This is a genomic window from Streptomyces sp. NPDC096012 (assembly GCF_040426375.1).
In the GTDB taxonomy this organism is placed as follows: Bacteria; Actinomycetota; Actinomycetes; order Streptomycetales; family Streptomycetaceae; genus Streptomyces.
Genome location: NZ_JBEOTD010000022.1, coordinates 42,451 through 66,243 on the forward strand (window position 1 = coordinate 42,451; position 23,793 = coordinate 66,243).

General features: G+C 70.1%; 18 protein-coding genes. 8 read left to right on the top strand and 10 right to left on the bottom strand.

The genetic code is table 11. The features are described from left to right. Positions 1-771: 771 nt before the first annotated feature. Positions 772-2,427 (bottom strand): DUF4192 family protein, encoded by a 1,656-nt coding sequence (locus ABVB68_RS21420; RefSeq protein ID WP_353602704.1) that lies wholly within the window; start codon positions 2,425-2,427, stop codon positions 772-774. Positions 2,428-2,569: 142 nt separating this feature from the next. Here ABVB68_RS21420 and ABVB68_RS21425 point away from each other — a divergent pair, with 142 nt between their 5' ends. Next, entirely contained in the window at positions 2,570-4,735 is a 2,166-nt protein-coding gene (locus tag ABVB68_RS21425) for a RecQ family ATP-dependent DNA helicase (RefSeq protein WP_353602705.1), read from the top strand. Between the two features lie 267 nt (positions 4,736-5,002). Beyond that, positions 5,003-5,623: a hypothetical protein gene (locus ABVB68_RS21430; protein WP_353602706.1), complete on the top strand. Its 621-nt coding sequence runs from the start codon at positions 5,003-5,005 to the stop codon at positions 5,621-5,623. Between the two features lie 270 nt (positions 5,624-5,893). Here the strand turns inward: ABVB68_RS21430 and ABVB68_RS21435 are convergent, their stop codons facing one another. The 3 genes from ABVB68_RS21435 to ABVB68_RS21445 form a co-directional block, all read right to left on the bottom strand. After that, positions 5,894-6,505 (bottom strand): hypothetical protein, encoded by a 612-nt coding sequence (locus ABVB68_RS21435; RefSeq protein WP_353602707.1) that lies wholly within the window; start codon positions 6,503-6,505, stop codon positions 5,894-5,896. A 68-nt stretch (positions 6,506-6,573) separates the two neighbouring features. After that, positions 6,574-7,275 (bottom strand): ribonuclease HII, encoded by a 702-nt coding sequence (gene rnhB / locus ABVB68_RS21440; protein ID WP_353602708.1) that lies wholly within the window; start codon positions 7,273-7,275, stop codon positions 6,574-6,576. 81 nt (positions 7,276-7,356) lie between these two features. Beyond that, entirely contained in the window at positions 7,357-7,980 is a 624-nt protein-coding gene (locus ABVB68_RS21445; protein WP_353602709.1) for a TetR/AcrR family transcriptional regulator, read from the bottom strand. Positions 7,981-8,167: 187 nt separating this feature from the next. Between ABVB68_RS21445 and ABVB68_RS21450 the strand changes: the two genes are divergently transcribed. Further along, positions 8,168-9,715: an MFS transporter gene (locus ABVB68_RS21450; RefSeq protein WP_353602710.1), complete on the top strand. Its 1,548-nt coding sequence runs from the start codon at positions 8,168-8,170 to the stop codon at positions 9,713-9,715. A 406-nt stretch (positions 9,716-10,121) separates the two neighbouring features. Here ABVB68_RS21450 and ABVB68_RS21455 read toward each other — a convergent pair whose 3' ends face one another. The 3 genes from ABVB68_RS21455 to ABVB68_RS21465 form a co-directional block, all read right to left on the bottom strand. Continuing rightward, complete coding sequence (locus tag ABVB68_RS21455) at positions 10,122-11,027, bottom strand: ADP-ribosylglycohydrolase family protein (RefSeq protein WP_353602711.1); 906 nt, start codon at positions 11,025-11,027, stop codon at positions 10,122-10,124. 12 nt (positions 11,028-11,039) lie between these two features. Beyond that, complete coding sequence (locus ABVB68_RS21460) at positions 11,040-11,699, bottom strand: histidine phosphatase family protein (protein WP_353602712.1); 660 nt, start codon at positions 11,697-11,699, stop codon at positions 11,040-11,042. Between the two features lie 154 nt (positions 11,700-11,853). After that, positions 11,854-12,459, bottom strand: coding sequence for a YdbC family protein (locus tag ABVB68_RS21465; RefSeq protein ID WP_353602713.1), 606 nt, complete (start codon positions 12,457-12,459; stop codon positions 11,854-11,856). 151 nt (positions 12,460-12,610) lie between these two features. Here ABVB68_RS21465 and ABVB68_RS21470 point away from each other — a divergent pair, with 151 nt between their 5' ends. The 4 genes from ABVB68_RS21470 (at position 12,611) to ABVB68_RS21485 (ending at position 15,566) form a co-directional block, all read left to right on the top strand. Beyond that, a complete protein-coding gene (locus tag ABVB68_RS21470) occupies positions 12,611-13,144 on the top strand; it encodes a TerD family protein (RefSeq protein WP_353602714.1) in 534 nt (177 codons plus the stop codon). Positions 13,145-13,352: 208 nt separating this feature from the next. After that, positions 13,353-13,514: a hypothetical protein gene (locus tag ABVB68_RS21475; RefSeq protein WP_353602715.1), complete on the top strand. Its 162-nt coding sequence runs from the start codon at positions 13,353-13,355 to the stop codon at positions 13,512-13,514. 981 nt (positions 13,515-14,495) lie between these two features. Continuing rightward, positions 14,496-14,747 (top strand): hypothetical protein, encoded by a 252-nt coding sequence (locus ABVB68_RS21480; protein ID WP_353602716.1) that lies wholly within the window; start codon positions 14,496-14,498, stop codon positions 14,745-14,747. Between the two features lie 219 nt (positions 14,748-14,966). Next, complete coding sequence (locus tag ABVB68_RS21485) at positions 14,967-15,566, top strand: GNAT family N-acetyltransferase (protein ID WP_353602717.1); 600 nt, start codon at positions 14,967-14,969, stop codon at positions 15,564-15,566. A 468-nt stretch (positions 15,567-16,034) separates the two neighbouring features. Here the strand turns inward: ABVB68_RS21485 and ABVB68_RS21490 are convergent, their stop codons facing one another. Together ABVB68_RS21490 and nrdR are read right to left on the bottom strand one after the other, a co-directional pair. Next, positions 16,035-18,932, bottom strand: coding sequence for a vitamin B12-dependent ribonucleotide reductase (locus tag ABVB68_RS21490; RefSeq protein WP_353602718.1), 2,898 nt, complete (start codon positions 18,930-18,932; stop codon positions 16,035-16,037). Between the two features lie 164 nt (positions 18,933-19,096). Then, on the bottom strand, positions 19,097-19,648 hold the full coding sequence (gene nrdR, locus ABVB68_RS21495) for a transcriptional regulator NrdR (protein WP_353602719.1): 552 nt from the start codon (positions 19,646-19,648) through the stop codon (positions 19,097-19,099). 611 nt (positions 19,649-20,259) lie between these two features. Here nrdR and lexA point away from each other — a divergent pair. Next, positions 20,260-21,039, top strand: a complete 780-nt coding sequence (lexA, locus tag ABVB68_RS21500; protein WP_189983909.1) for a transcriptional repressor LexA — start codon at positions 20,260-20,262, stop codon at positions 21,037-21,039. Between the two features lie 186 nt (positions 21,040-21,225). On the opposite strand, the gene ABVB68_RS21505 is transcribed toward lexA, so the two are convergent. After that, positions 21,226-23,232 carry an ATP-dependent DNA helicase gene (locus ABVB68_RS21505; RefSeq protein ID WP_353602720.1) on the bottom strand — a complete coding sequence of 669 codons (2,007 nt, stop codon included), beginning with the start codon at positions 23,230-23,232 and terminating at the stop codon, positions 21,226-21,228. Positions 23,233-23,793 lie beyond the last annotated feature (561 nt).

Below are 23,793 nucleotides of genomic sequence, written 5' to 3' on the forward strand. Positions count from 1 at the left end.
CTGCCGTCCGGCCTCGGGGCTCGCGGGTTGCCGCTCGGGCACCGCATACGTGGGCTGCCGTCCGGCCTCGGGGCTCGCGGGTTGCCGCTCGGGCACCGCATACGTGGGCTGCCGTCCGGCCTCGGGGCTCGCGGGTTGCCGCTCGGGCACTGCGTACGTGGGCTGCCGTCCGGCCTCGGGGCTCGCGGGTGGCGGCCCGGGCGCGGGGTGCATGAGTTGTCGTCCGGCTGGAGTGCGAGCACCGGCCGTGGTGGGTGGCGGCGGAGCCGTGGCGATTCGGTTGGGCGCGCCGGGAGCCGGGGGCGAGGGAGTGCGTTGAGTGGACTGGGATGCCGGCCTGTCCCAGGGCGGACGTTCGTCGTCGACGGCGGGCGGAGTCGGCTGCTGGTGCATGGGGTCGCCTCTTTCGCGCTCGATGTGCCTCGTACGTGCGGAGCGGCCGGTGTGGCGCCCTGAGGGGGGCAGGGGCGTGCGGCGGCAAGGACCGTCCGGCATTCCGCCACTCAGGTGAACGGAGCGAGCCTCGTCGTGGTCACGGCTCACTCGCGGAAGCCGACCGAACGGTGACCGTGGGCGGGCACGGCCGGTAGGGACGGAAGCCGGGCGCGACCGGAAGGCGGCATGTGCGCCGGAGGCCGCCGCAGGGCGGCCGGTCCCCACCGCGCGGGCCGGTCCTCACCGCGCGGTCCGGTCCCCACCGCGCGGTCCGGTCCCCACCGCGCGGTCCGGTGCCTCCGACGTCGAGCCCGCGCGGGCTCGCGCTCCCGGGGCTCATGCTTCCTCCTCATGCTCATACGGCCCGCTTCCCGTCGGGGCGCCGTTGGTCGTGCCGTCGGTCCCGGTCGCGCTCCGAGCGCTCGGGATGCCGCTCGCACCCCGGGTGCCGGGTCGTGAGGGCTCGGTGGACGACGGCCGGGGACGGGAGCCGGTCGGCCGCCGTCGGCCGTCTGCCGGCCGATTCGCACGACGGCCGTCTGCGCCGTCCGCGGATCGCACACGCCGCCGGCGGCGCGAACCCGCTCCTGAACCCGCTTCGGCACGCTGCTCCTCCGCATCGGCTTCGGCACCCCCACCGGCGGTAACAGCTTCGGCACCCTGACCGGCCGCGACCGGTCCTGCCGGACCCGCCTGCCCCGCCCGTCCCGCCGGTCCGGGGAGGACGGCGGCGGCTCGGGCGGCCCCGGCGAGAGCGGTGTCCGGTACCGGCTCCGTCTGTTCCGCCGTCTCCGCGGTCGTACGTCCGGAGCGTTCGGTGCGTTCGGTGCGCAGGCAGCGGCGGATCGCCTCCGGGTCGAGACCCTCGTTGCATGCCTGGTGCAGCAGACGGGCGAAGAGGTAGTCGGGGTCCGCGCCCAACGCCATGGCCAGGGCCTCGCGCGCCTCCAGTTCGTCGCCCGTGGACCAGGCGACCCACCCGGCCAGGGTCAGCGGGGCGGCGGCGTGCTCGCCGTAGGGGCCGACGCAGCGGCGGGCCAGGGCGCGCCAGAGCCGGAGGGCCGGGCCCGCCTCCGCGCCCTCCATCCAGGCGGCCGCCCGGTCACGGGTCGTGCGGTCCTGGAGTCCGAGGATGAGCGCCGCCGCCTCGTCGTGAGCGAGGAGGTCGTCGTCGCGCAGGTCGGCCGGATGCGTACCGGACACCGGCGCCGCGGCTCCCAGGCGGTGGATGATCCGCTCGGCGAGGTCGAGCGTCTCCCGCGCGACGTCCGCGCGGTTCGCCTCGTCGAGGATGCGGGGCACCAGGCTCATCCCGGCGGCGTCCAGGGCGACCTCCTGCTCCAGTGCCGCGCCGGTCTCCCAGGGCTGCAGCCTGGCCCGCAGCTCCCTGAGAGTGCCCCGGACCTGGATGCCGGCGTAGGTGGCGGCAGCGGCCAGTACGGAGGTGCCGGGAAGTCCCATCGGCGAGCCGTCCTCGGGGCAGCAGCCGTCGACCGGACAGCAGTAGCTCCAGTAACGGCCGTCCGAGATGCACAGTGCCTCGACGACCGGCACGTCGAGGTTGCCGCACGCGACCCGCAGGGCGTGGGCCAGCCGCTCCAGCCGTAGTTTGACGTCCCGGCCCGACTCACCCGGTGCCGGTTCCCGGCAGACATAGGCCACCATCCGCTCGGGGCGGGCACCGCGCCGTTCGCTGCCGGTCACCAGCCCCTGGGCCAGCTGCCGGGCGGCCGGCTCCCAGTCCTCCTCGTTGGTGGGAATGCCGAGCCGGGCCCGGCCGCCGAACCGGCCCGGGGTCTCACGGTCGTGGAGGGCGACCAGCACCATGCTGTCCTCCGGGCGGTAGCCGAGCAGGTAGGGCAGGGCGTCGGCCAGCTCGGCCGGGCTGCGGAGGGTGACCTTCGGGTCGTGCGCCGACGGTTCGCTCGACGGCTCCTGTCCCGGGATGTCGCCGTTCTCGAAGGGTCCGGTCGTTTCGCTGTGGTTCGTCATGCGCAGACGATCTCGCGGATTCCGAGGCTCCGCTTGGGCCTGTGGATAAGTCGAATCAGGGACACGACAAGGTGGGGTGGTTGTCCACAGGAGGCGGGCCCGCGTCGCCCGCTTGTCGGTCCCGTCCTGTTGTATGGACCGCATGGAGCACACGAGCAACGCGGACCTCCGGGCACAGGCCGACAGCGTCCTCGCCCGCCTCGTCGGGGACGCCACGGGCACGGCACGGCTGCGCGAGGACCAGTGGCGGGCCATCGAGGCGCTGGTCGCCGAACGGCGCCGGGCCCTGGTCGTGCAGCGCACCGGATGGGGCAAGTCCGCGGTGTACTTCGTGGCGACCTCGCTGCTGCGAGCCAGAGGAAGCGGGCCCACGGTGATCGTCTCGCCGCTGCTCGCGCTCATGCGCAACCAGGTGGATGCCGCGGCCCGGGCCGGCATCCACGCCCGGACCATCAACTCGGCCAACACCGAGGAGTGGCAGGACGTCCAGGCCGAGATCGCGGCCGGCGAGGTGGACGTCCTGCTCGTCAGCCCGGAGCGCCTGAACAACCCCGACTTCCGCGATCAGGTCCTGCCCAAGCTGTCGGCGGCGACGGGCCTGCTGGTGGTGGACGAGGCCCACTGCATCTCCGACTGGGGCCACGACTTCCGCCCCGACTACCGACGGCTGCGCACCATGCTCGGCGACCTCCCGCCCGGCGTCCCGGTGCTGGCCACCACCGCCACGGCCAACGCGCGGGTCACCGCGGACGTCGCCGAGCAACTGGGCACCGGGGGCACGTCGGACGCCCTGGTGCTGCGCGGGCCGCTGGACCGGGAGAGCCTGAGCCTCGGCGTTCTGCGGCTGCCGGACGCGGCGCACCGGATGGCCTGGCTCGCCGACCACCTCGACGAGTTGCCGGGATCCGGCATCATCTACACGCTGACCGTCGCCGCCGCCGAAGAGGTCACCGCTTTCCTGCGGCAGCGAGGCCACGCCGTCGCCTCGTACACGGGCAAGACGGAGAACGCCGAACGGCAGCAGGCCGAGGACGATCTGCTCGCCAACCGGGTGAAGGCACTGGTCGCCACCTCCGCGCTCGGCATGGGTTTCGACAAGCCCGATCTGGGCTTCGTGATCCACCTCGGTTCGCCCTCCTCCCCCATCGCCTACTACCAGCAGGTGGGCCGGGCCGGCCGTGGCGTCGAACACGCCGAGGTGCTGCTGCTGCCGGGCAAGGAGGACGAGGCGATCTGGCAGTACTTCGCCTCCTTGGCCTTCCCCTCCGAGGATCTGGTCCGGCGCACCCTGGACGTCCTCGCCCAGGCGGACAGGCCCGTGTCGCTGCCGGCGCTGGAGCCCCTGGTCGAACTGCGCCGCTCACGCCTGGAGACCATGCTGAAGGTCCTCGACGTGGACGGGGCGGTACGGCGGGTCAAGGGCGGCTGGATCGCGACCGGGCGGCCGTGGTCCTACGACTCCGAGCGGTACGACTGGGTCGCCCGGCAGCGCGCGACCGAGCAGCAGGCGATGCGGGCCTACGCGGCCACCACCGAGTGCCGGATGGAGTTCCTGCAGCGCCAACTGGACGACGAGGGCGCCAAACCGTGTGGGCGCTGCGACAACTGCGCGGGACCCCGCTTCACCGCCGACATGTCCACGACGGCATTGGATGCCGCACGGAGCGACCTGGGCCGCGCGGGGGTCGAGGTGGAGCCCCGACGCATGTGGCCGACCGGCCTGCCGGCCGTCGGCATCGACCTCAAGGGCCGCATTCCGGCCGGTGAACAGGCTGCCCAGGGACGGGCCCTGGGGCGGTTGTCGGACATCGGCTGGGGCAACCGCCTGCGCCCTCTCTTCGCCCCGCAGGCACCGGACGCGCCCGTGCCGGACGACGTGGCGCGAGCCGTCGTGGACGTGCTGGCCGACTGGGCCCGGGGCCCGGGTGGCTGGGCCTCCGGCGCGCCCGATGCCCAGGCCCGGCCGGTGGGCGTGGTCACCATCGCCTCGCGCACCAGGCCCGAGTTGATCGGCTCCCTGGGCGCCCGGATCTCCGAGATCGGCCGGCTGCCCCTGCTCGGCTCCGTGGACTACGCCGAGGACGCGCCCCGGATGTCACGCAGCAACAGCGCGCAGCGACTGAAGGCTCTGGACGGCTCCCTGACGGTGCCTCCCGCCCTCGCGTCGGCGCTCGCGGACGCCGGGGGCCCCGTTCTGCTGGTGGACGACTTCACCGAGACGGGCTGGACCCTCGCTGTCGCGGCGCGCCTGCTCAGGAGAGCCGGCGCGCAGGAGGTGTTGCCGCTGGTCCTGGCCGTTCAGGGCTGACCGCGCGACCGCCGGCGGCGGCCGGGCAAGAGGCGATCCGCCCCGCCAGGCGTCATCGGCGCGGTCCGTGGGTAGGGATATAAACCCCGCACCGACAGATAACCGGCGGTGGCGCCAATTGCTCGTTGCCGCATCCCAGTTCGGCAGGAAGAATTGAGATCCGCTCCCCGCACGGCTCGTCCGTGATCCGGCTGGGCTTCACTGCGGTGCGCGCTCCCCCGAATCCGACCTCGCCCGCAGTATGGGCGCGTAGCCGAAGGGAGGAACGTGACCTTCGGATTCGCCTCGTCCTCGGCGGCCTCGTTCTCGACGTCCGCGCCCGCCGCCTCCGCCACTCGTCTGCTGGAGCCGGCGGAGTGGGCTGCCGCAGGAATCCCGCTGCTGCGCAACCCCCGTGAGGTCGTCAGCGGGCTGCACACCCGGCATCAACCGAAGCCGTCCACGGCGGTCGTGGCGGTCCTCGATCCGGACGAGCGGCTGTGCGCCAGCGCCTCGTTCACCCGTCGCCCCGCCCCGGCCGACGGCTGGATGTTCCGCAACGCGCTCCTGTCCCAGCTGCGCCGGGTCATTCCGCACGACCTGCGACGCCGCACGCCGGTGCGCACGGCCGTACTGCTCTACTGCCGTGAGGGCGACGCACGGTGGACGGAGGAGGACGGTGCCTGGATGTGGGGGCTGCGCGACGCCTGCACGTTGCACGGACTGCGCTGCGGGGCCTACATCACGCTGACCCACGAGGGCTGGCAGGTGCTCGGCGAAGGACGCGGCGGACGCCGGCCCAACTCCCACTCCGCGCCGGAGCCCCTGGCCATGACCCAGGCCCCGCCGGCCACCCCGCGCACCGGCGGTCCGGTCTCCGAGGTCCTGCGTCGCGCGGCGGCGCGCTGAGGGGCCCGTCACCGGAGCAGATCTCCGCGGCGCACTGGCGGGCGCAGCCACCTCGGACCGGGGCGGCGGAGGCCCGGCCACACCACACCGCGGCGGCGAAAGCGCGGTCACCCCACACCGTGGCGGAGACGCACTCGCCCCACAGTGTGGGCGCACTCACCCCGCAGCGGAGGTGGCCGCCGGTGGTCCGGGCACGCCGAAAGCCGCACCGTGCCCAGAGCATCGGCGCGGCTCCAACGTCACCTCGGCGCACGAGGTGACGTCCGCGGCTCAGAGACCGGCGCCCAGCACCGAGTTGATCTGCTGCGGGTCGCCGCAGACGATCAGCAGTGCACCGGCCCTGGCGTGGGCCAGTGGGAGGGCGGTGGCAGCGGCGGAGGCGGGACCTCCGTTGACGGCCACGACGACCACGGGACGCGACGCGGCACGGGAGGCGACGGCGGCGTCTGCGTAGAAGACGTCGTCACCGGTGTCGTGCTGCGCCCAGTAGGAGGCTTCACCGAAGGACAACTCGTGCTCGGCCCACGGGTGCTGGGCACCAGTGGTGATCACGAGTACGTCACCGGGGGCGCGACCCGTCTCCAGGAGCAGGTCCAACGCCTCTTCCGCGGCGTCGAGCGCGCCGTCGGCCGAGGCCGGGATCATCTGGATCTGGGGAGTCGCCGCCGGTGCGGCGGGAGTGGCCGGGCCGGACGGGCTCGGCTTGACCGGCCCCGCGTCACGCGACGTGCGCTGCACCGGCGCCGTGGGCCGCGGGGGGCCGGGACGACCGGGGCGGGACGGAGCCGCGGGGCGGGGGCCGGGTACGGGGCGTGGGGTCGGCGCGGTGCGGGGACCCTGGGCACTCTCGTGAATCTGAGGCTCCTCGGGAATGAGAGGCATGAGCTGATTTTTATCAAACATTGGTGCGGTGCGGACGACCGGGTGGCACGTCAGTGCGACCGGAGTCGTCAGAAATCGAAGCCGAGCTGACCCTCGATTTCCGGAACGCTTCCGTCCGCCCAGCTGCGGGCCTTCTTGAGGTGCCGCCACTGGGGCAACGCATCAAGATACGCCCACGACATCCGGTGATGCGGGGTGGGCCCCCGCTCCTCCAGTGCGGCCTTGTGCACGGGCGATGGATACCCGGCGTTGTCCGCGAAAGCGAAGTCTGCATGGTCGACACCCAGTTCGGCCATCATTTTGTCGCGCTGAACCTTGGCGATCACCGATGCCGCCGCGACGGCCACGCACGAGCGGTCGCCCTTGATCACCGTGCGCACCCGCCAGGGGGCACCGAGATAGTCGTGCTTCCCGTCGAGGATGACGGCGTCGGGGCGGACCGGCAGGGCTTCCAGGGCACGGCCTGCGGCGAGCCGCAGCGCCGCCGTCATCCCCAAGTCGTCGATCTCTTCGGGGGAAGCATGCCCCAGCGCATGGGCCGTCACCCATGTCAGGAGGACCTCGGCCAGTTCCGTGCGCCGCCTGATCGTCAGCAGCTTGGAGTCGGTGAGACCCTCGGGCGGTCGGCGCAGTCCGGTGATCGCCGCGCAGACGGTGACGGGCCCGGCCCAGGCGCCGCGCCCCACTTCGTCGACGCCGGCGATGACCTTCGCTCCGGTCGTGGCGCGCAGGGAGCGCTCGACGGTGTGGGTAGGCGGTTCGTACGGCATGGCGCCCTTAGGGTACGCCGCCGGGATCGTCACGCGACACCCCGGGCCGCCGATCCGCGCCGGGACCGCCGGCCCGGGCGGTCAGTCCGCCCGGGGACGCAGCAGGGGGATCATCAGCTGGTCGATCATGCCCACGAGCTCCTGATCGCTCCATTCGCTTGCGCACACTTTCGAGCGGTACATCATCATGGCCGGGACGGCGTCGAAGACGAAGTCGTTGACGGCGTCCGGACGCACCTCCCCCCGCTCAACACCCCGAGAGATGACGTCGCGGAGCAACTTGACCGTCGGTTCCACCATCCCTCCGATGATCACACCCTGGAAGCGTTCCGCTTGCGCCTGATTGCATTCATAAAGCACCGCGCGGAGCGCCGCACCCGGGGCCGAGTACATGATCCGCCGGACCTGCCGGCACAGGGTGAGCAGGTCCTCGCGCACGCTTCCGGCGTCCGGAGCCGCCTCGACCTCGGGCAGTCCGGCCGCCAGCGCGTCCGCGACGAGATCCTCCTTGCAGGGCCAACGGCGATAGACCGCGGCCTTGCCGGTCTGGGCGCCGGCCGCGACGCCTTCCATGGTCAGGCCTTTCCAGCCGACCTCACCGAGCTGTTGCAGAGCGGCGCTCAGGATCGCGCGCTCCAGTACCGCACCGCGCCGGCGAGCGGGGGCCGTCCCGGCAGGGACGGGCGGCCAGCCAGAGGTAGCCATCTGTGTTTCTCCAGCGTGCATGGGGAGCGGGGATTTCGGGGCCAGAGGGGCGCCGCGCAGCAGCAACAGGGGGACGCGAAGCGGGGCGCGCGCTTAAGTGAACGCTTGCGTTCACTGTGGGGGACTCACTACCGTGGACGCGACAGTGAACGCAAGCGTTCACTAAAGCCTTCAGGGGGGACCCATAGTGACGACCTCTCAGCTGCTGCGGGATCAGACGCCGGGTGCGGCCCGCCGGGAGGGGCATCCCGGCATAGCACTCGCCGTCATCGCGGCTTGCCAACTCATGGTGGTACTCGACGCGACGATTGTTAACATCGCGCTTCCGCACATTCAAGACGCTCTCAAGTTCAGCACCACCGACCTCACCTGGGTGGTCAGCGCCTACACGCTCACCTTCGGCGGCCTGCTGCTGCTCGGTGCGCGGGCCGGTGACATCCTCGGTCGCCGCCGGGTGTTCATGACCGGCATCCTACTGTTCACCTTCGCCTCTCTGCTGGGCGGTCTCGCCCAGGAGCCCTGGCAGTTGCTGGCCGCGCGGGCCCTGCAGGGCGTGGGTGGCGCGATCGCGTCGCCCACGTCGCTGGCACTGATCACGACGACCTTCCCCGAAGGCCCGGAACGCAACAGGGCCTTCGGCGTGTTCGCCGCCGTGTCCGCGGGCGGTGGCGCCATCGGCCTGCTCGCGGGAGGCATGCTCACCGACTGGCTCGACTGGCGGTGGGTGCTGTTCGTCAACGTACCCATCGGTGTGCTGATCGCCTCGCTCGCACCGCTGTACATCAACGAGTCCCAGCGGCATCCCGGACGCTTCGACATCACGGGTGCGGTGACCTCGACCGGGGGCATGGCCCTGCTGGTATACGGCTTCATACGGGCGGCGGAGGACGGCTGGCGAGACGACCTCACCCTCGGTTCGTTCGGCGCGGCCGTGGTGCTGCTGCTCGCCTTCTTCTTCACCGAGAAGCGGGTGAGGGAGCCGATCACCCCGCTCCGGATGTTCACGGACCGCAATCGCTGGGGCACGTACGTGATCATGCTGTGCCTGGCCGCTGCGATGTTCGGCATGTTCTTCTACATCGTGCTGTTCGTGCAGAACGTGCTCGGCTACAGCGCCATCGAGTCCGGCGTGGCCTTCCTCCCCGTGACGGTCGCGATCGCGATCGGCGCCGGCCTGGCCCAGCGCTTCCTTCCGGCGTTCGGCCCCAAGCCGTTCATGGTGGCCGGCTCGGCGCTCGTCGTGATCGGGCTGGTGTGGCAGACCTTCATCCGGCCCGACAGCACCTACGTCAGCGGGGTCCTGGGACCGATGCTGGTGTTCGGCTTCGGCATGGGCCTGAACTTCGTGACGGCCACCGTCACCGCCGTGACCGGTGTCGCCCAGCATGAGGCCGGGGCGGCTTCTGGCCTGCTCAATGCCACGCAGCAGGTGGGCGGTTCGCTCGGGCTGTCCATCCTGACGACCGTCTTCGGTTCGGCAGGGAAGGACGAGGCGAAGAAGCAGTTGCCGAAGTTCCTGGCCGAGGGGTCGCCCGAGCAGAAGGCGCAGTTCGCCAAGACCCACCAGCTGCCCGCGCCCTGGGGCCACGAGGTGCTCGCGCACGGCATCTCGGTCGCCTTCATCCCGGCCGCCGCGATGGCCGCTCTGGCGTTCCTCACCGCCTGGCTGGTGATCAAGGTCCGCAAGAGCGATCTCGACTCCCTCGCCGGGCTCGCGGGTCCGGGCATCGGCTGACCCCGCTCGAGCCGCGCGGAGCCGCGGCCGGCCGGACCGCCGCACGGGGACGGACGACCCGCGCAAAGGTCCGGCCGGCCGCTCCATGACCACCCACAACGACCTCAGAACCAGGGCTGGGACCAGCACCCGCACCCACACCCACACCCACACCCACACCCACAGCAGGCTCGACCTCGCGCTTGCCATCACACACCCCCTCACACCCCGACCACCCGTATGTCCCGCGCAAGCCTGCGGCGGATACGGGAAGAACGGTCGGCCGTCACAGAGAGTTCCCGGCAAGCACGCAGAGTGTGCGCATCGACGGCACGAGCTGACGCCGGCGCGGGCCGAAAGCGGAAGGGGGCGGCATGCTTCCGGCGCGCGGGCGGCGCCCCCGAGGCTTTTCCGCCGTTCCGGCCCGTCAGAGTGCCGCGGGCACCCAGGCGGGGAGTTCCTCGGTGCGGTCGACCCATTCCGCGGGCGGGGCGCCGGACTTGCCGGATGCGAGTACGCCGCCCACGATGGCGCAGGTCGTGTCGACGTCCCCGCCGACCTGGGCGGTCGTCCAGAACGCCGTCTCGAAGTCACCGAGGCTGCGCGCCGCGGACCACAGGGCGAAGGGCACCGTGTCGTGGGCGGTGGTGCGCCGCCCACAGCCGAGGACGGCCGCGACGGTGGCCGCATCGCCGTAGTCGAGCATGTCCCGGGCGCGCCGGAGACCCTGGCCGACCGCGCTCTTCGGCACCAGGGCGACGACGCCGTCCAGGAGTGCCTCCGGGCTGGGTGGACCGCCCGGCGAGCCCGCCAGAGCGGCGGCCGCGGCTACAGCCATGGCCCCGACCACGGCCTCCCGGTGCTGGTGCGTGGGATAGGCCGAGATCTCGGCCTGGTGGGTGGCCTGCTCGGGGTCGTCCGCGTACCAGGCGCCCAGGGGCGCGATGCGCATGGCCGCGCCATTGCCCCACGATCCCTGCCCGCCGAAGAGGGCGGCGGCCAGTTCACGCCAGTCGCCGCCTTCCCGGACGAGTCTCAGCAGCCGGTTGACGGCGGGGCCGTAGCCCCGGTCGAAGTCGTGGTGCTCGGCGAAGGAGCGGGCCAGCGCGTCCTGGTCGATGCGGTGGTGGGAGGCGAGAACGGCGACCACGGAGCAGGCCATCTCGGTGTCGTCCGTCCACTGCCAGGGTCCTGCGGGCAGCTCGCGCCGCTGCAGCAGGGGGTAGTTCGCCGGCACGAAGTACTGGGAGCCCAGAGCGTCGCCCACGGCCAGTCCGCGCAGGCTGGCCAAGGCGCGCTCCAGGCGCCCGGGGGAAGAGGAGTCAGCCGTCATCGCCCTGCCACTCTATCCGCTGAACCAGTTCGGCATCGGCTCGCGCCAGCGCTCGAAGGGCCGGTCGAGTGTGTACCTGCCGTCCTCACCCAGAACGAGCATCCGCACCTCGGCGTTCCCGGGATTCGACAGCGACTCGAATTCCGCGACCGTCCAGTGGAACCAGCGCATGCAGAACAGCCGCATCGCCAGGCCGTGGGTCACCAGGAGCACGTTCGGCGGGTGGTCCGGGGCCTCGAAGCTGCGGAACAAACTCTCCAGGAAGCCGCCGACCCGGTCGTAGACGTCGGCGCCGGACTCCCCCTGCGGGAACCTGAAGAAGAAATGACCGTAGGCGTCGCGATAGGCCTTCTGCAGACGCACGTCGTCGCGGTCCTGCCAGTTGCCCCAGTCCTGCTCGCGCAGCCTCGGCTCCTCGCGGACGCGTATGAGTTCGGGGTCCAGGTGGAAGGCCCGGAGCGTTTCGTGCGTACGCCGGTACGGGGACACGTACACGCTGACGGGTTCGCGGCCGAAGAGTTCCCTGAGCCCCTTGCCGGTCTCCTCGGCCTGCCGCACGCCGCGCTCGGTCAGCCCGAGCGCGTGGTCGGGTTCCCGTTCGTACACGGAGTCGTCGACGTTCCCGGTGGACTCGCCGTGCCGGACAAGGACGATGCGCCGTGGTCGTGCCATGCCGAAACCCTAGATCGAACGGAGGCGAGTCGAGCACTCGTAACGGGCTCATACGGCGTAGGTCACACGATTTCCCCGTCCGGAGCACTTGATCGAGACGCACGCCACACCTTCGGAGGCGTGCATTTGCTTTTCAAACCATCCCGGACGGGACTCAGACCGTCCAGGACGGCTCCATTTCCACGATGTCCCCGGAGAGCGCCGCGACGTCCGCCTCGGTCTGCGCGCGCAGGGCCAGACGCTCCACCCGCTCGGTGCGGTACTTGCCGTGCTCGGCGGCCGCCCGCCACATGGACAGAACCAGGAACTCCTGTTCGGGCGCCTCGCCGAACATGCCGCGGATCATGCCGGGCGAACCGGCCATCGCGGGGTTCCAGACCTTCTCCTGCATGAGCATGAAGTGCTCCACGCGTTCCTCGTGCACCCGGCACAGGGCCACTCGGATCAGATCGGAGTCGGTGAATCGCGGCTCGAATCCGGTCTTCACGTCGAAGCGGTACTCGAAGAGCTTGACCTGGGCGTCCTTGAACGTGCCGGATTGTGCGGCCGCCAGCCGGTCGTGAGAGCGGGCCATGAAGGAGTCGTAGAAGGCGCGGCTTTCCCAGAAGGCGAAGATGTGGGCCACTCCCTGCCGCTGCCGGCTCCAGCCTCCGCCCTGACCCCGAAAACCCGGCTCCCCCAGAAGCCCCGCCCATTTCCGCTGCCCCCGCTCGAACCCGCGGCGGTCCACCACGGTGCAGCGAATCCACTTGACCAGCACCGCGCCATCGTAAGGCCAGCGGGCGTGGCGTCGGTCACGCTCCGGCGGAGATCGCCCGCGCGTGCGCCCCCTCGCGCGTGGCACGATGGGCAAGGAGCCCGGACTCCGCGGGAGTTGGGGCGAGGAAACCTCAGGGGGAAGGGGAGGCCCGGTGACCGGCTTCAGCAAGGGGAACCGCAAGATCGAGGTCGCGCTCAAGTGGGATCCCAGTCCGGCGGATCAGCCCGCCACCGACCTCGACATCGTCGCGGCCACCTTCGACACAGCGGACCCCTACGGGGCTCCGGTCTATCTGGTGCACTTCGACAGCCGCTCGCCGGACGGGACGATCTTCCTCAACCGGGACAGCACGGACGGCAAGGGCTTCGGCTGGGACGAGGTCATGATGCTCGAACTGGACCGCCTCGGTGACCGCTACGCGCGCGTGGTGGTGGGGGTCGTCATCCAACAGCAGCTCGCGCGCCGGACGTTCGAACACGTCCTGAATCCGGCCATGCGGGTACGGGAGGGCTACACCGTCCTCGCCGAGGACCGTTTCGGTTCGGTGCCCGGGGCGACGGCGGCCACGATCGCCGAGTTCGAGCGCGACGGCTCCGGCGAGTGGATCTTCCGTCCCGGTGTGCACGGTTTCGACGAGGATCCCGCGACGTTCACCCGGGTCATGGGCGGGCGGCACCGGTCCTGACGCTCCGCGCCCACGAAAGCAAGGGGCGCCGTGTCACCGTGTGCACGGAACGCCGAATTACGTACCTCGTTAGGTATAGCGCTCACGGGAGACGAATGGCGAAGGAGCGCATGCCGGCCGGGCAGGAGCCTCAGACGACCGACAGCGGCAGCAGCTACCGACCCGTCGGACCTATCTGAATGTTGGTGTCCGTGCACGGCTCGAAATCGTGACCGTGACCGTCTCGGACACCCTGGCCGAGTTCTTCGACGGCCTTGCGCGCGACAAGGGGCACGCACTGCTGATTTCGATCACGCTGCTGCGGGAGCTGCAGGATCGGTGCGAGGAGATACTGCACGACATGCTCGACTTCGACCATCGGCACGCGTGACACAGGGCACCGACATGCAGATAGGCTACGTGGCCGCTCAGGGGAGGCAGGGAAGGTAGTGGCCGTCTCACCGACGAAGATGTGCAGTTTGGCAGCAGGGTGTTTGGCCCTGCTGTTGGTCGGGTGCGATGGGGCCGATACGGCTGCCCACCCGCGGGCTGGAAAATCCCAGTTCCATGCGGTGACCACCGCGAGGGCGACCGGCAGGTCCACGTATACGCCGACCGGCGTGGCGACTGTATCGCCATCGCCCACACATAAGAAGCCAACTCCGAACTGGGGTAAACAGTCTGGCCCGCGTTTTGTCACCGAGATGGGAGACCGGCGCACCCGCCCGGCACCGAAGCTGGTTGCCCTCGGACGACCAGCGGGAGCTCAGATTGAGGTGAGCGGAGGCTGGACGGCCAGTCTGCGCGTTACGGCGGCAGGCGCCCAGACTCGTGTGAAGTGCCAAAGTCGGCCCTACGGCGGGAGTCAGCGAGTGTGGACCTATACCGTCACGAGCCAGTCAGGCCTCAGTGAATTCGGGTTGCCACGGCGGGGCATGTTCTTCGAGATAGAACGTGTCTCTGCGGAGCACGGCGGAGGGTGGGAAACGTCCGTCTCTGGGACCTGACAGTCCACCGAGGACGTGCACTTCTCCTGGAGCGAAGGGAGCAACTCTGACGGCTTCGACGGGGCAGCAAGTAGGCCCACGACGATCCGGTTGCGTGAGAGCGCGGACCACAGAAGAGTGAGTTTTGCGGCCGCCAGTGTTGCGGTCGCGGATTTTACGTACACGCAGCCCGTCGCCGGAATCAATGTGTGGGGCACGGTTGTGTGCCCACGCTGATACTGGGCGGCTGCGGCAACTGGTCGGACCCACGGATCACCCACCCCCGAAGGCGGCGTTGGCCGGCCGGCCCGTGAGCGATGCTCCCGCACGAGCCCGATGAGGCAGCAGCTCTGCCGTCGTGACCCGGATCTACTTTTTGTCGCAATATGCCGGAACCCGAGTCGCTTCAGTCCCTGCCGCCAGTCCAGTTTTCCGCGCGGACACATGTCCGCATCGCATCCGACCTGCATCGATACGTCGAGGATATGTTCGCGATGTCGGGAATAGCGATGATCCGTTACGCCGACGCGGCGGCCGAAGCGGCTGCGGGCGCGGGTTTCCTGGTCCTGCATCTGATGCGCTGCCCCGACGAGATCCGTGACTCAGCTGAGCTCACCCCGCCCACGGTGCAGCTGTAGGAGCAGGAGGTCGAGGGCGCGCTCGCCCTCATGGACACCATGCCCCGCGATGACCTCGAGGGCGACGAGTTCCGCGACGCCTACACCGAGGCACTGGAGCAGGTCATCGAGGCGAAGAGGGAGCACATCGAACATTAGGTACGCAGGTCAGGGCGTTGCCGCAAGCGGACGAGAGCTGTTGGATCGACAGACCGTAGTACAACCTCCCTGGAGGAATCCGTGAGTAACAACGCAACAGGCGATGCCGCTACCCCCCTCGCCGTCCGGCTGTTGGACACGGACACCTGGCCCGCGTTCGCCCGACTGGTCGAGGCGAACAACGGTGTGTGGGGCGGCTGTTGGTGCATGGGCTTTCATGTGAAGGCCGGCAAGGGGCGGACCCCCCAGCGGAACCGAGCCGAGAAGGAGCAGCGTGTCCGTGAGGGCCGGACCCATTCGGCGCTCGTCTTCGCTGGCGACGACTGCCTGGGCTGGTGCCAGTTCGGCTCGCCGGCCGAGCTGCCGGAGATCAAGAGCAAGCGGAAGTACGAAAAGAACCTCACGGTGCTGCCGGACTGGCGCATCACCTGCTTCTTCACGGGGAAGGGCCTGCGCAACCGCGGCGTCGCGCACGCCGCTCTCGGCGGGGCGCTGGCCGAGATCGCCCGTCAGGGCGGTGGCACGGTCGAGGGCTACCCCGAGGAGACCGATGACCGTTCGGTGTCGGGCTCGTTCCTGCACACCGGCCCGATGGCCGTCTTCGAGAACCACGGTTTCACGCGGGTCCGGCCGATCTCACCCCACCGCTGGGTCGTCACCCTCACCATCGCTCCGGGGTGAGGCTGTACTTGCTCTGCGGTCTGTCGATCCAACATGCTCTCGGGGTCGCGGTGGCCTTCGAAGGGGTGACGGCCCCTGTGGTTGACGAGGAAGTCCACCCAGCCGACGAGGTCGGAGGCTATGCGGGTGGCGGTGTCGACCTCGGGCTTGGCCAGACAGTGATGGCGCAGGAAGTTGCTGGTGAGCCCGTGAATGCGGCCATCGATGGTGATAAAAGGGGCCAGGACCCTTTCCGCGTGGCCTAACGGGAGGGGTACCTCGCCGAGGGCAGCCTCAACCTGTGCGTCGTCGTAAACGATCGCCCGCTGCACGCGCACATCCAGGGCCATGCTGTCTCCCAAAGCAGTGTGTCCCCTCGAAGCACTGATGCTTCGAGGGGACACAGCTTGGTCACATCAGCGTCGGTCGACGCTTCGCCTGATGTTCACTCCGACGGGTGACAAGGGGACACATCCAGGATGGTCATTTTCAGCTGCAGCCGCTGGTCGAACCGCAGCCCTCGCAGATGTAGCAGGAACCGGCCCGCTGCATCTTCGTACCGCAGGAGAAGCACAGCGGGGCGTCGGCCTGGATGCCCAACTGCATCTCCACCAGTTCGGCGCTGGTGTGCGCCTGCTTCGGGGCGGGCTTGGCCACCTCCGGCTCGGCCTTCGGCGTGGCCACCGCCTTCAGCTCCTGGGTCCGCGGCGCCGACTGGGCCAGGCCCTCGACGTCGACCTCGTCCTCGGACGGCTCGTAGGAACCCGTCTCCAGGTGACGCTGGCGCTCCTCGGCGGAGTGGATACCGAGTGCCGAACGCGTCTCGAAGGGCAGGAAGTCCAGCGCCAGGCGGCGGAAGATGTAGTCGACGATCGACTGCGCCATCCGCACGTCCGGGTCGTCGGTCATGCCGGCCGGCTCGAAGCGCATGTTGGTGAACTTCGAGACGTACGTCTCCAGCGGCACGCCGTACTGCAGACCGACCGAGACGGCGATGGAGAAGGCGTCCATCATGCCCGCGAGGGTCGAGCCCTGCTTCGACATCTTCAGGAAGACCTCACCGAGACCGTCGTCCGGGTAGGAGTTGGCGGTCATGTACCCCTCGGCGCCGCCGACCGTAAAGGACGTGGTGATGCCGGGACGGCCCTTGGGCAGACGCTTGCGGACCGGGCGGTACTCGACCACCTTCTCGACCGCGGCACGGATCGTGTCCTCGGTCCTCTCGGTGACCTCGGCCTTCTCCTCCTCCTTCTTCTTGGCGGAGAGGGGCTGGCCGACCTTGCAGTTGTCGCGGTAGATCGCGAGCGCCTTGACGCCGAGCTTCCAGGCCTCGAAGTAGATCTCCTCGATCTCCTCGACGGTCGCCGTCTCCGGCATGTTGACCGTCTTGGAGATGGCACCGGAGATCCAGGGCTGGATCGCGGCCATCATGCGGACGTGGCCCATCGGGGAGATGGCGCGCTCGCCCATGGCGCAGTCGAACACCTCGTAGTGCTCGGGCTTCAGGCCGGGGGCGTCGATCACGTTGCCGTTGTCGGCGATGTGGGCGACGATCGCCTCGATCTGCTCCTCCTGGTAGCCCAGGCGGCGCAGGGCCTGCGGGACGGTGCCGTTGACGATCTGCATCGAGCCGCCGCCGACGAGCTTCTTGAACTTGACCAGGGCGAGGTCGGGCTCGACACCGGTGGTGTCGCAGGACATCGCGAGACCGATGGTGCCGGTCGGCGCGAGCACGGACGCCTGGGAGTTACGGAAACCGTTCTTCTCGCCGAGCCGCAGCACGTCCTGCCAGGCCTCCGTGGCGGCGGCCCAGACCGGGGAGTCCAGGTCGTCCATGCGCACGGCCGTGCCGTTGGCCTCGGCGTGCTGCGCCATGACGCGCTTGTGGGCGTCGGCGTTGCGGGCGTAGCCGTCGTAGGTGCCGACGACGGAGGCCAGCTCGGCGGAGCGGCGGTAGGCCGTGCCGGTCATCAGGGAGGTGATGGCACCGGCCAGAGCGCGGCCGCCGTCGGAGTCGTACGCGTGGCCGGTGGCCATCAGCAGGGCGCCGAGGTTGGCGTAGCCGATGCCGAGCTGGCGGAACGCGCGCGTGTTCTCGCCGATCTTCTGGGTCGGGAAGTCCGCGAAGCAGATCGAGATGTCCATCGCGGTGATGACCAGCTCGACGACCTTCTGGAAACGGTCGGCCTCGAAGGACTGGTTGCCCTTGCCGTCGTCCTTGAGGAACTTCATCAGGTTCAGCGAGGCCAGGTTGCAGGACGTGTTGTCCAGGTGCATGTACTCGCTGCACGGGTTCGACGCGGTGATCCGGCCGGACTCGGGGCAGGTGTGCCAGTTGTTGATGGTGTCGTCGTACTGGATGCCCGGGTCGGCGCAGGCCCAGGCGGCCTCGGCCATCTTGCGGAAGAGCGACTTGGCGTCGACGTTCTCGATGACCTCACCGGTCATCCGCGCACGCAGGCCGAAGTCGCCGCCCTGCTCGACCGCCTTCATGAACTCGTCGTTCACGCGGACCGAGTTGTTGGCGTTCTGGTACTGGACGGACGTGATGTCGTCGCCGCCCAGGTCCATGTCGAAGCCCGCGTCGCGCAGGGCGCGGATCTTCTCCTCCTCCTTGACCTTCGTCTCGATGAAGTCCTCGATGTCGGGGTGATCGACGTCGAGCACGACCATCTTGGCGGCGCGGCGGGTGGCGCCACCGGACTTGATGGTGCCGGCGGAGGCGTCGGCGCCGCGCATGAAGGAGACCGGGCCGGAGGCGTTGCCTCCGGAGGAGAGCAGTTCCTTGGAGGAGCGGATGCGGGAGAGGTTCAGGCCGGCACCGGAGCCGCCCTTGAAGATCATGCCCTCTTCCTTGTACCAGTCGAGGATCGACTCCATGGAGTCGTCGACGGACAGGATGAAGCAGGCGGAGACCTGCTGGGGCTGCGGGGTCCCGACGTTGAACCAGACGGGGCTGTTGAAGCTGAAGATCTGGTGCAGGAGGGCGTAGGCCAGCTCATGCTCGAAGATCTCGGCGTCGGCGGGCGAGGCGAAGTACTTGTAGTCCTCGCCCGCCTTCCGGTACGTCTTCACGATGCGGTCGATCAGCTGCTTCAGGCTGACCTCGCGCTGCGGGGTGCCCACGGCGCCCCGGAAGTACTTGCTGGTGACGATGTTGACCGCGTTCACCGACCAGAAGTCGGGGAACTCGACGCCACGCTGCTCGAAGTTGACCGAGCCGTCGCGCCAGTTGGTCATGACGACGTCACGGCGCTCCCAGGCGACCTCGTCGTACGGGTGTACGCCGGGGGTGGTGTGGATGCGCTCGATGTGCAGCCCCTTGTTCCCCGCCTTGCCGCCCTTGGCTCGGGAACCTCGTGCCGGACCGCTCGCCGTCTCTGTCATGCCGCCTCCCTGTACGGGCGAAAACGCCCTGAAGTGCCCCGTTTGTTCCCGTGGCACGGTGTTCTGTCTGGTGTTGCGGGCTCCCTCAGCTGCCGCCCGCAACAGGTCTTCGGTCGCCGCCCGACGGCCGGGCCCGGATCTCCTCCGGGCCTCCGGCCCACCGGTCAGTCGGCGGCGTGGGCGGGCACGGGGACCTGAGTGGTCCCGCCGGGCCCGCCTTCGTCTTCCCGGCTCCCCGCTCCCGCGTTCCCGCCGTCCGGGGCGCCGTCCCGCGTCGCCGCCCGCAGTTCCGCGATGGCCGCCTCGAAGTCCTCGAGCGAGTCGAAGGCCCGGTAGACGGAGGCGAACCGCAGATACGCGACGAGGTCGAGCTCCTGCAACGGGCCGAGTATGGCCAGGCCCACGTCATGGGTGGTCAGCTCGGCACTTCCGGTGGCCCGCACCGCCTCCTCGACCCGCTGGCCGAGCTGGGCGAGTGCGTCCTCGGTGACAGGCCGCCCCTGGCATGCCTTGCGCACGCCATTGATGACCTTGGTACGGCTGAAAGGCTCGGTGACCCCGGACCGCTTCACCACCATCAGCGAGCACGTCTCCACGGTCGTGAAACGACGGGAGCAGTCGGGGCACTGGCGGCGCCTGCGGATCGACGTGCCGTCGTCGGTCGTACGACTGTCGACCACACGGCTGTCGGGGTGCCTGCAGAAGGGGCAGTGCATGATCTCCAACCCTCCTCACAGCAGACTCAATAGCCTCGCCAGACCCCATGAGTCCCGCGAAGGAGCCCTAAGCATAGGCGATCGCCGAACCGTCCGAGACCCGGGGGACCACAACTTGTGGGCTGCGGTAGCCATCCAACCACTACATGTGGGGATTGGCTCATACACAGAGAAAGACTCGCGTGTCGCGGGGAGTGAGCAGGGCGCGCCCCCGGCCGGAGAAAGACTCTCGTCGCGGGGAGCGAGCAGGGCGCGCCCCGGCCGGGGGATCCACCCGAACGCGCGGACGCACGGTCGCACCCCTGTGGCACTTACGGAGATAGCGTGGGCGCCGCACGGAGGACACGTGGGACTCCGGCACAGAAGCCCCCCGGGCTCCGGCAGGCCGGATCCCGGATGGCAGACTGGGGTCGCGGCCCACGAGGCCGACGAGCCCGGCGGTGAACAGTACAACAATGAGCGGTTCCGCCCGTTAGGTACCGCGTCAGCCATACACCCACACGCTTGATTTCGACAGGTGAATCGCACTTTTTCACTCGAACGTGTGTTTGGCGCAACCTTTCGAAAGCAACTACCGTTGTGCAGCAGGGAGACCATCGAGAGGGGCCGACGTGACCACCACCGCAGACAGTGCCACCATCACTGCCCAGGACCGCTCCCAGGGCCGAGTCGAGCCGGTACACGCGATGAACGAAGCCACGAATCCCGAGGCGCACAAGCGCTCCCTACCCGGGCGACCTCCAGGCATCCGGGCCGACAGTTCCGGACTCACCGACCGGCAGCGCCGGGTGATCGAGGTCATCCGGGACTCCGTCCAGCGACGGGGTTACCCGCCGTCGATGCGCGAGATCGGCCAGGCCGTCGGCCTCTCCAGCACGTCCTCGGTCGCCCACCAGCTGATGGCACTGGAGCGCAAGGGCTTCCTGCGCCGCGACCCGCACCGCCCACGGGCCTACGAGGTGCGCGGTTCCGACCAGGCCGTGACCGTGCAGCCCACGGACACCGCCGGCAAGCCCGCCGCGTCGTACGTCCCGCTCGTCGGCCGTATCGCCGCCGGTGGCCCCATCCTCGCGGAGGAGTCCGTCGAGGACGTCTTCCCCCTCCCCCGTCAGCTCGTCGGCGACGGCGAGCTGTTCGTGCTGAAGGTCGTCGGCGACTCCATGATCGAGGCCGCGATCTGTGACGGTGACTGGGTCACCGTCCGCCGCCAGCCGGTCGCCGAGAACGGCGACATCGTCGCCGCCATGCTCGACGGCGAAGCCACCGTCAAGCGCTTCAAGCGCGAGGACGGCCATGTCTGGCTCCTCCCGCACAACTCGGCGTACGAGCCGATCCCCGGTGACGACGCGACCATCCTCGGCAAGGTCGTCGCCGTGCTGCGGCGGGTGTGACGGCTGCGGCGGGCGGGTCGACAGACCCGCACCCTGACCGGGCCCCGGGACCCCTGCGCCGGTTCCGGGGTCCTGCTATGCCCGCTGGGCTCCCACGCCTCCCCCACATCGGGGTGGATCGGCGCGGTCCCGGACGGTGGCGCCTCGTGGGGTGGCCTGACCGGAGTCGGTCAGGCCACCCCACGATCACTTGACCGCCGGCTGCTCCGCCTCGGCCGACTCCGCCTCCGCCTGCTTGGCCTTGGCGTCGATCGCCGCGAGCGACTTGCGCACCTGGTTACGGTCCGTGGTGTACCAGAAGTCGGGCAGTGACGTCTTGAGGTAGCCGCCATAGCGTGCCGTGGCCAGCCGCTGGTCGAGCACGGCGACCACACCCCGGTCCCCGGACGCGCGGACGAGGCGGCCGGCGCCCTGAGCCATCAGCAGGGCCGCGTGGGTGGCGGCCACCGCCATGAAGCCGTTGCCGCCCGCGTCCTCCACCGCCTTCTGGCGTGCGCTCATCAGCGGATCGTCGGGGCGCGGGAACGGGATCTTGTCCATGACGACCAGCTGACAGCTCGGCCCCGGGACGTCGACGCCCTGCCACAGCGACAGTGTGCCGAAGAGACAGGTCTTCGGGTCGGCCGCGAAGTTCTTGATCAGTTCTCCCAGCGTCTCCTCGCCCTGCAGCAGGATCGGGAACTGGGGAATGCGGGAGCGAAGCTCCTCCGCGGCGAGCTGGGCGGCCCGCATCGAGGAGAACAAGCCGAGGGTGCGACCGCCTGCCGCCTGGATCAGCTCGGTCAGCTCGTCGAGCATGTCGGTGCGCTCGCCGTCGCGCGCGGGGCGCGCCAGGTGCTTGGCGACGTACAGGATGCCCTGCCTGCGGTAGTCGAAGGGCGAACCCACATCGACGCCCTTCCACTGCGGCAGGTCCTCGCCCTCCACGCCTTCCGGTCCGAGGCCCAGCGATGCGCCGACGCCGTTGAAATCGCCACCGAGTTTGAGGGTCGCGGAGGTCAGGACGACACTGCGGTCCGCGAAGAGCTTCTCTCTGAGCAGCCCCGACACGGACATGGGGGCGACGCGCAGGGAGGCGCCGAAACGGTCGTGCCGCTCGTACCAGACGACGTCCCACTCCGAGCCGTTCGCGACCCGCTCCGCCACGTCGTGCACCGACTCCACCGAGGCCAGTGCCTGCTTGCGGACCGCGTCCTCGTCCTGGACCGATTTGTCGCGGGTCGTGCCGATCGCGGAGATGACCGTGCGGGCGGCGTCCCGCAGCGCCATGAGGGAATAGGCCAGATCCTCGGGGATCTCCTCGAGGCGGCCCGGCAGGGCCAGCTCCATCAGCCGTTCGAAGCCCTCGGCGGCGGTCTGGAGCTGGTCGGCGGCCTTCTCGTTGACCAGCTTGGCCGCCCGGCGCACCGCGCGGTTGACCTGGCCGGGCGTGAGTTCGCCCGTGGCGACGCCGGTGACCCGGGAGACGAGTTCGTGTGCCTCGTCCACGATCAGCACCTCGTGTTGCGGCAGCACCGGGGCGCCCTCGATGGCGTCGATGGCCAGCAGCGCGTGGTTGGTGACCACGACTTCGGCGAGCTTGGCACGCTCGCGGGCCATCTCCGCGAAGCATTCGGCGCCGTACGCGCATTTCGACGCACCCAGGCATTCGCGCGAGGACACCGACACCTGGGCCCACGCCCGGTCGGAGACGCCCGGTGTGAGGTTGTCGCGGTCGCCCGTCTCGGTCTCGTCCGCCCAGTCCCGCAGCCGCAGCAGGTCCTGGCCCAGCTTGCTGGTGGGCGCCGCGGCCTCGAACTGGTCGAAGAGACCGTCCTCCTCGTCCTGTGGCATGCCTTCGTGCAGGCGGTGCAGGCACAGGTAGTTGGACCGGCCCTTGAGCATCGCGAACTCGGGGCGGCGGCGCAGCAGCGGATGGAGGGCGTCGACCGTGCGGGGCAGGTCCCGCTCCACAAGCTGGCGCTGCAGTGCGAGCGTGGCCGTGGCGACGATCACCCGTTCTCCGTGCGCGAGCGCGGGCACCAGGTAGCCCAGCGACTTACCGGTGCCGGTGCCGGCCTGGACCAGCAGGTGGGATCCGTCGTCGATCGCCTCGGCGACCGCTTCGGCCATGGTGACCTGGCCGGGGCGCTCCGTGCCGCCCACGGCGGCGACGGCGGCATGCAGGAGTTCGGGGAGTGAGGGCTTCGTCATAGCCCGACCACCCTACGGCCCGGCACTGACAAACGGACGGTCACCGCGGAGCCCGGGGCGCTGCCGACGGAGCCGGGGCACGGCCGGAACCGGTTCCCGGCCCGCTCCCGATGCCGCCGGCGAGTGGGATTCCGCAGGCCCGCAGACCGAAAAGGGGCGAACCGGTCCGCTGCAGCGCACGCCTGACCGCTGGGATTTGCGCAGGCCGGAGGACCGGAGACGACATCCGCACGAGTGAAGTGACTCCGGCGGCCGGCACCCGCATGGGCTCGGTTCGGCCTTGCGCGGTAGGGGCCGACGTCGTGATGCAGCGCGCGGGCCAGGTGCGGCATGGGCCGCCCCCGCCCCGTGTGGCAGCGCAGGCCACGTGCGCCAGGGACGGGACTCGTGTGGCAGCGCAGGCCACGTGTGGCAGGGGCGGCACCCGTGTGGCAGCGCAGGCCACGTGTGGCAGGGGCGGCACCCGTGTGGCAGCGCAGGCCACGTGCGCCAGGGACGGGACTCGTGTGGCAGCGCAGGCCACGTCTGGCAGGGGCGGCACCCGTGTGGCACGTGCTGGTC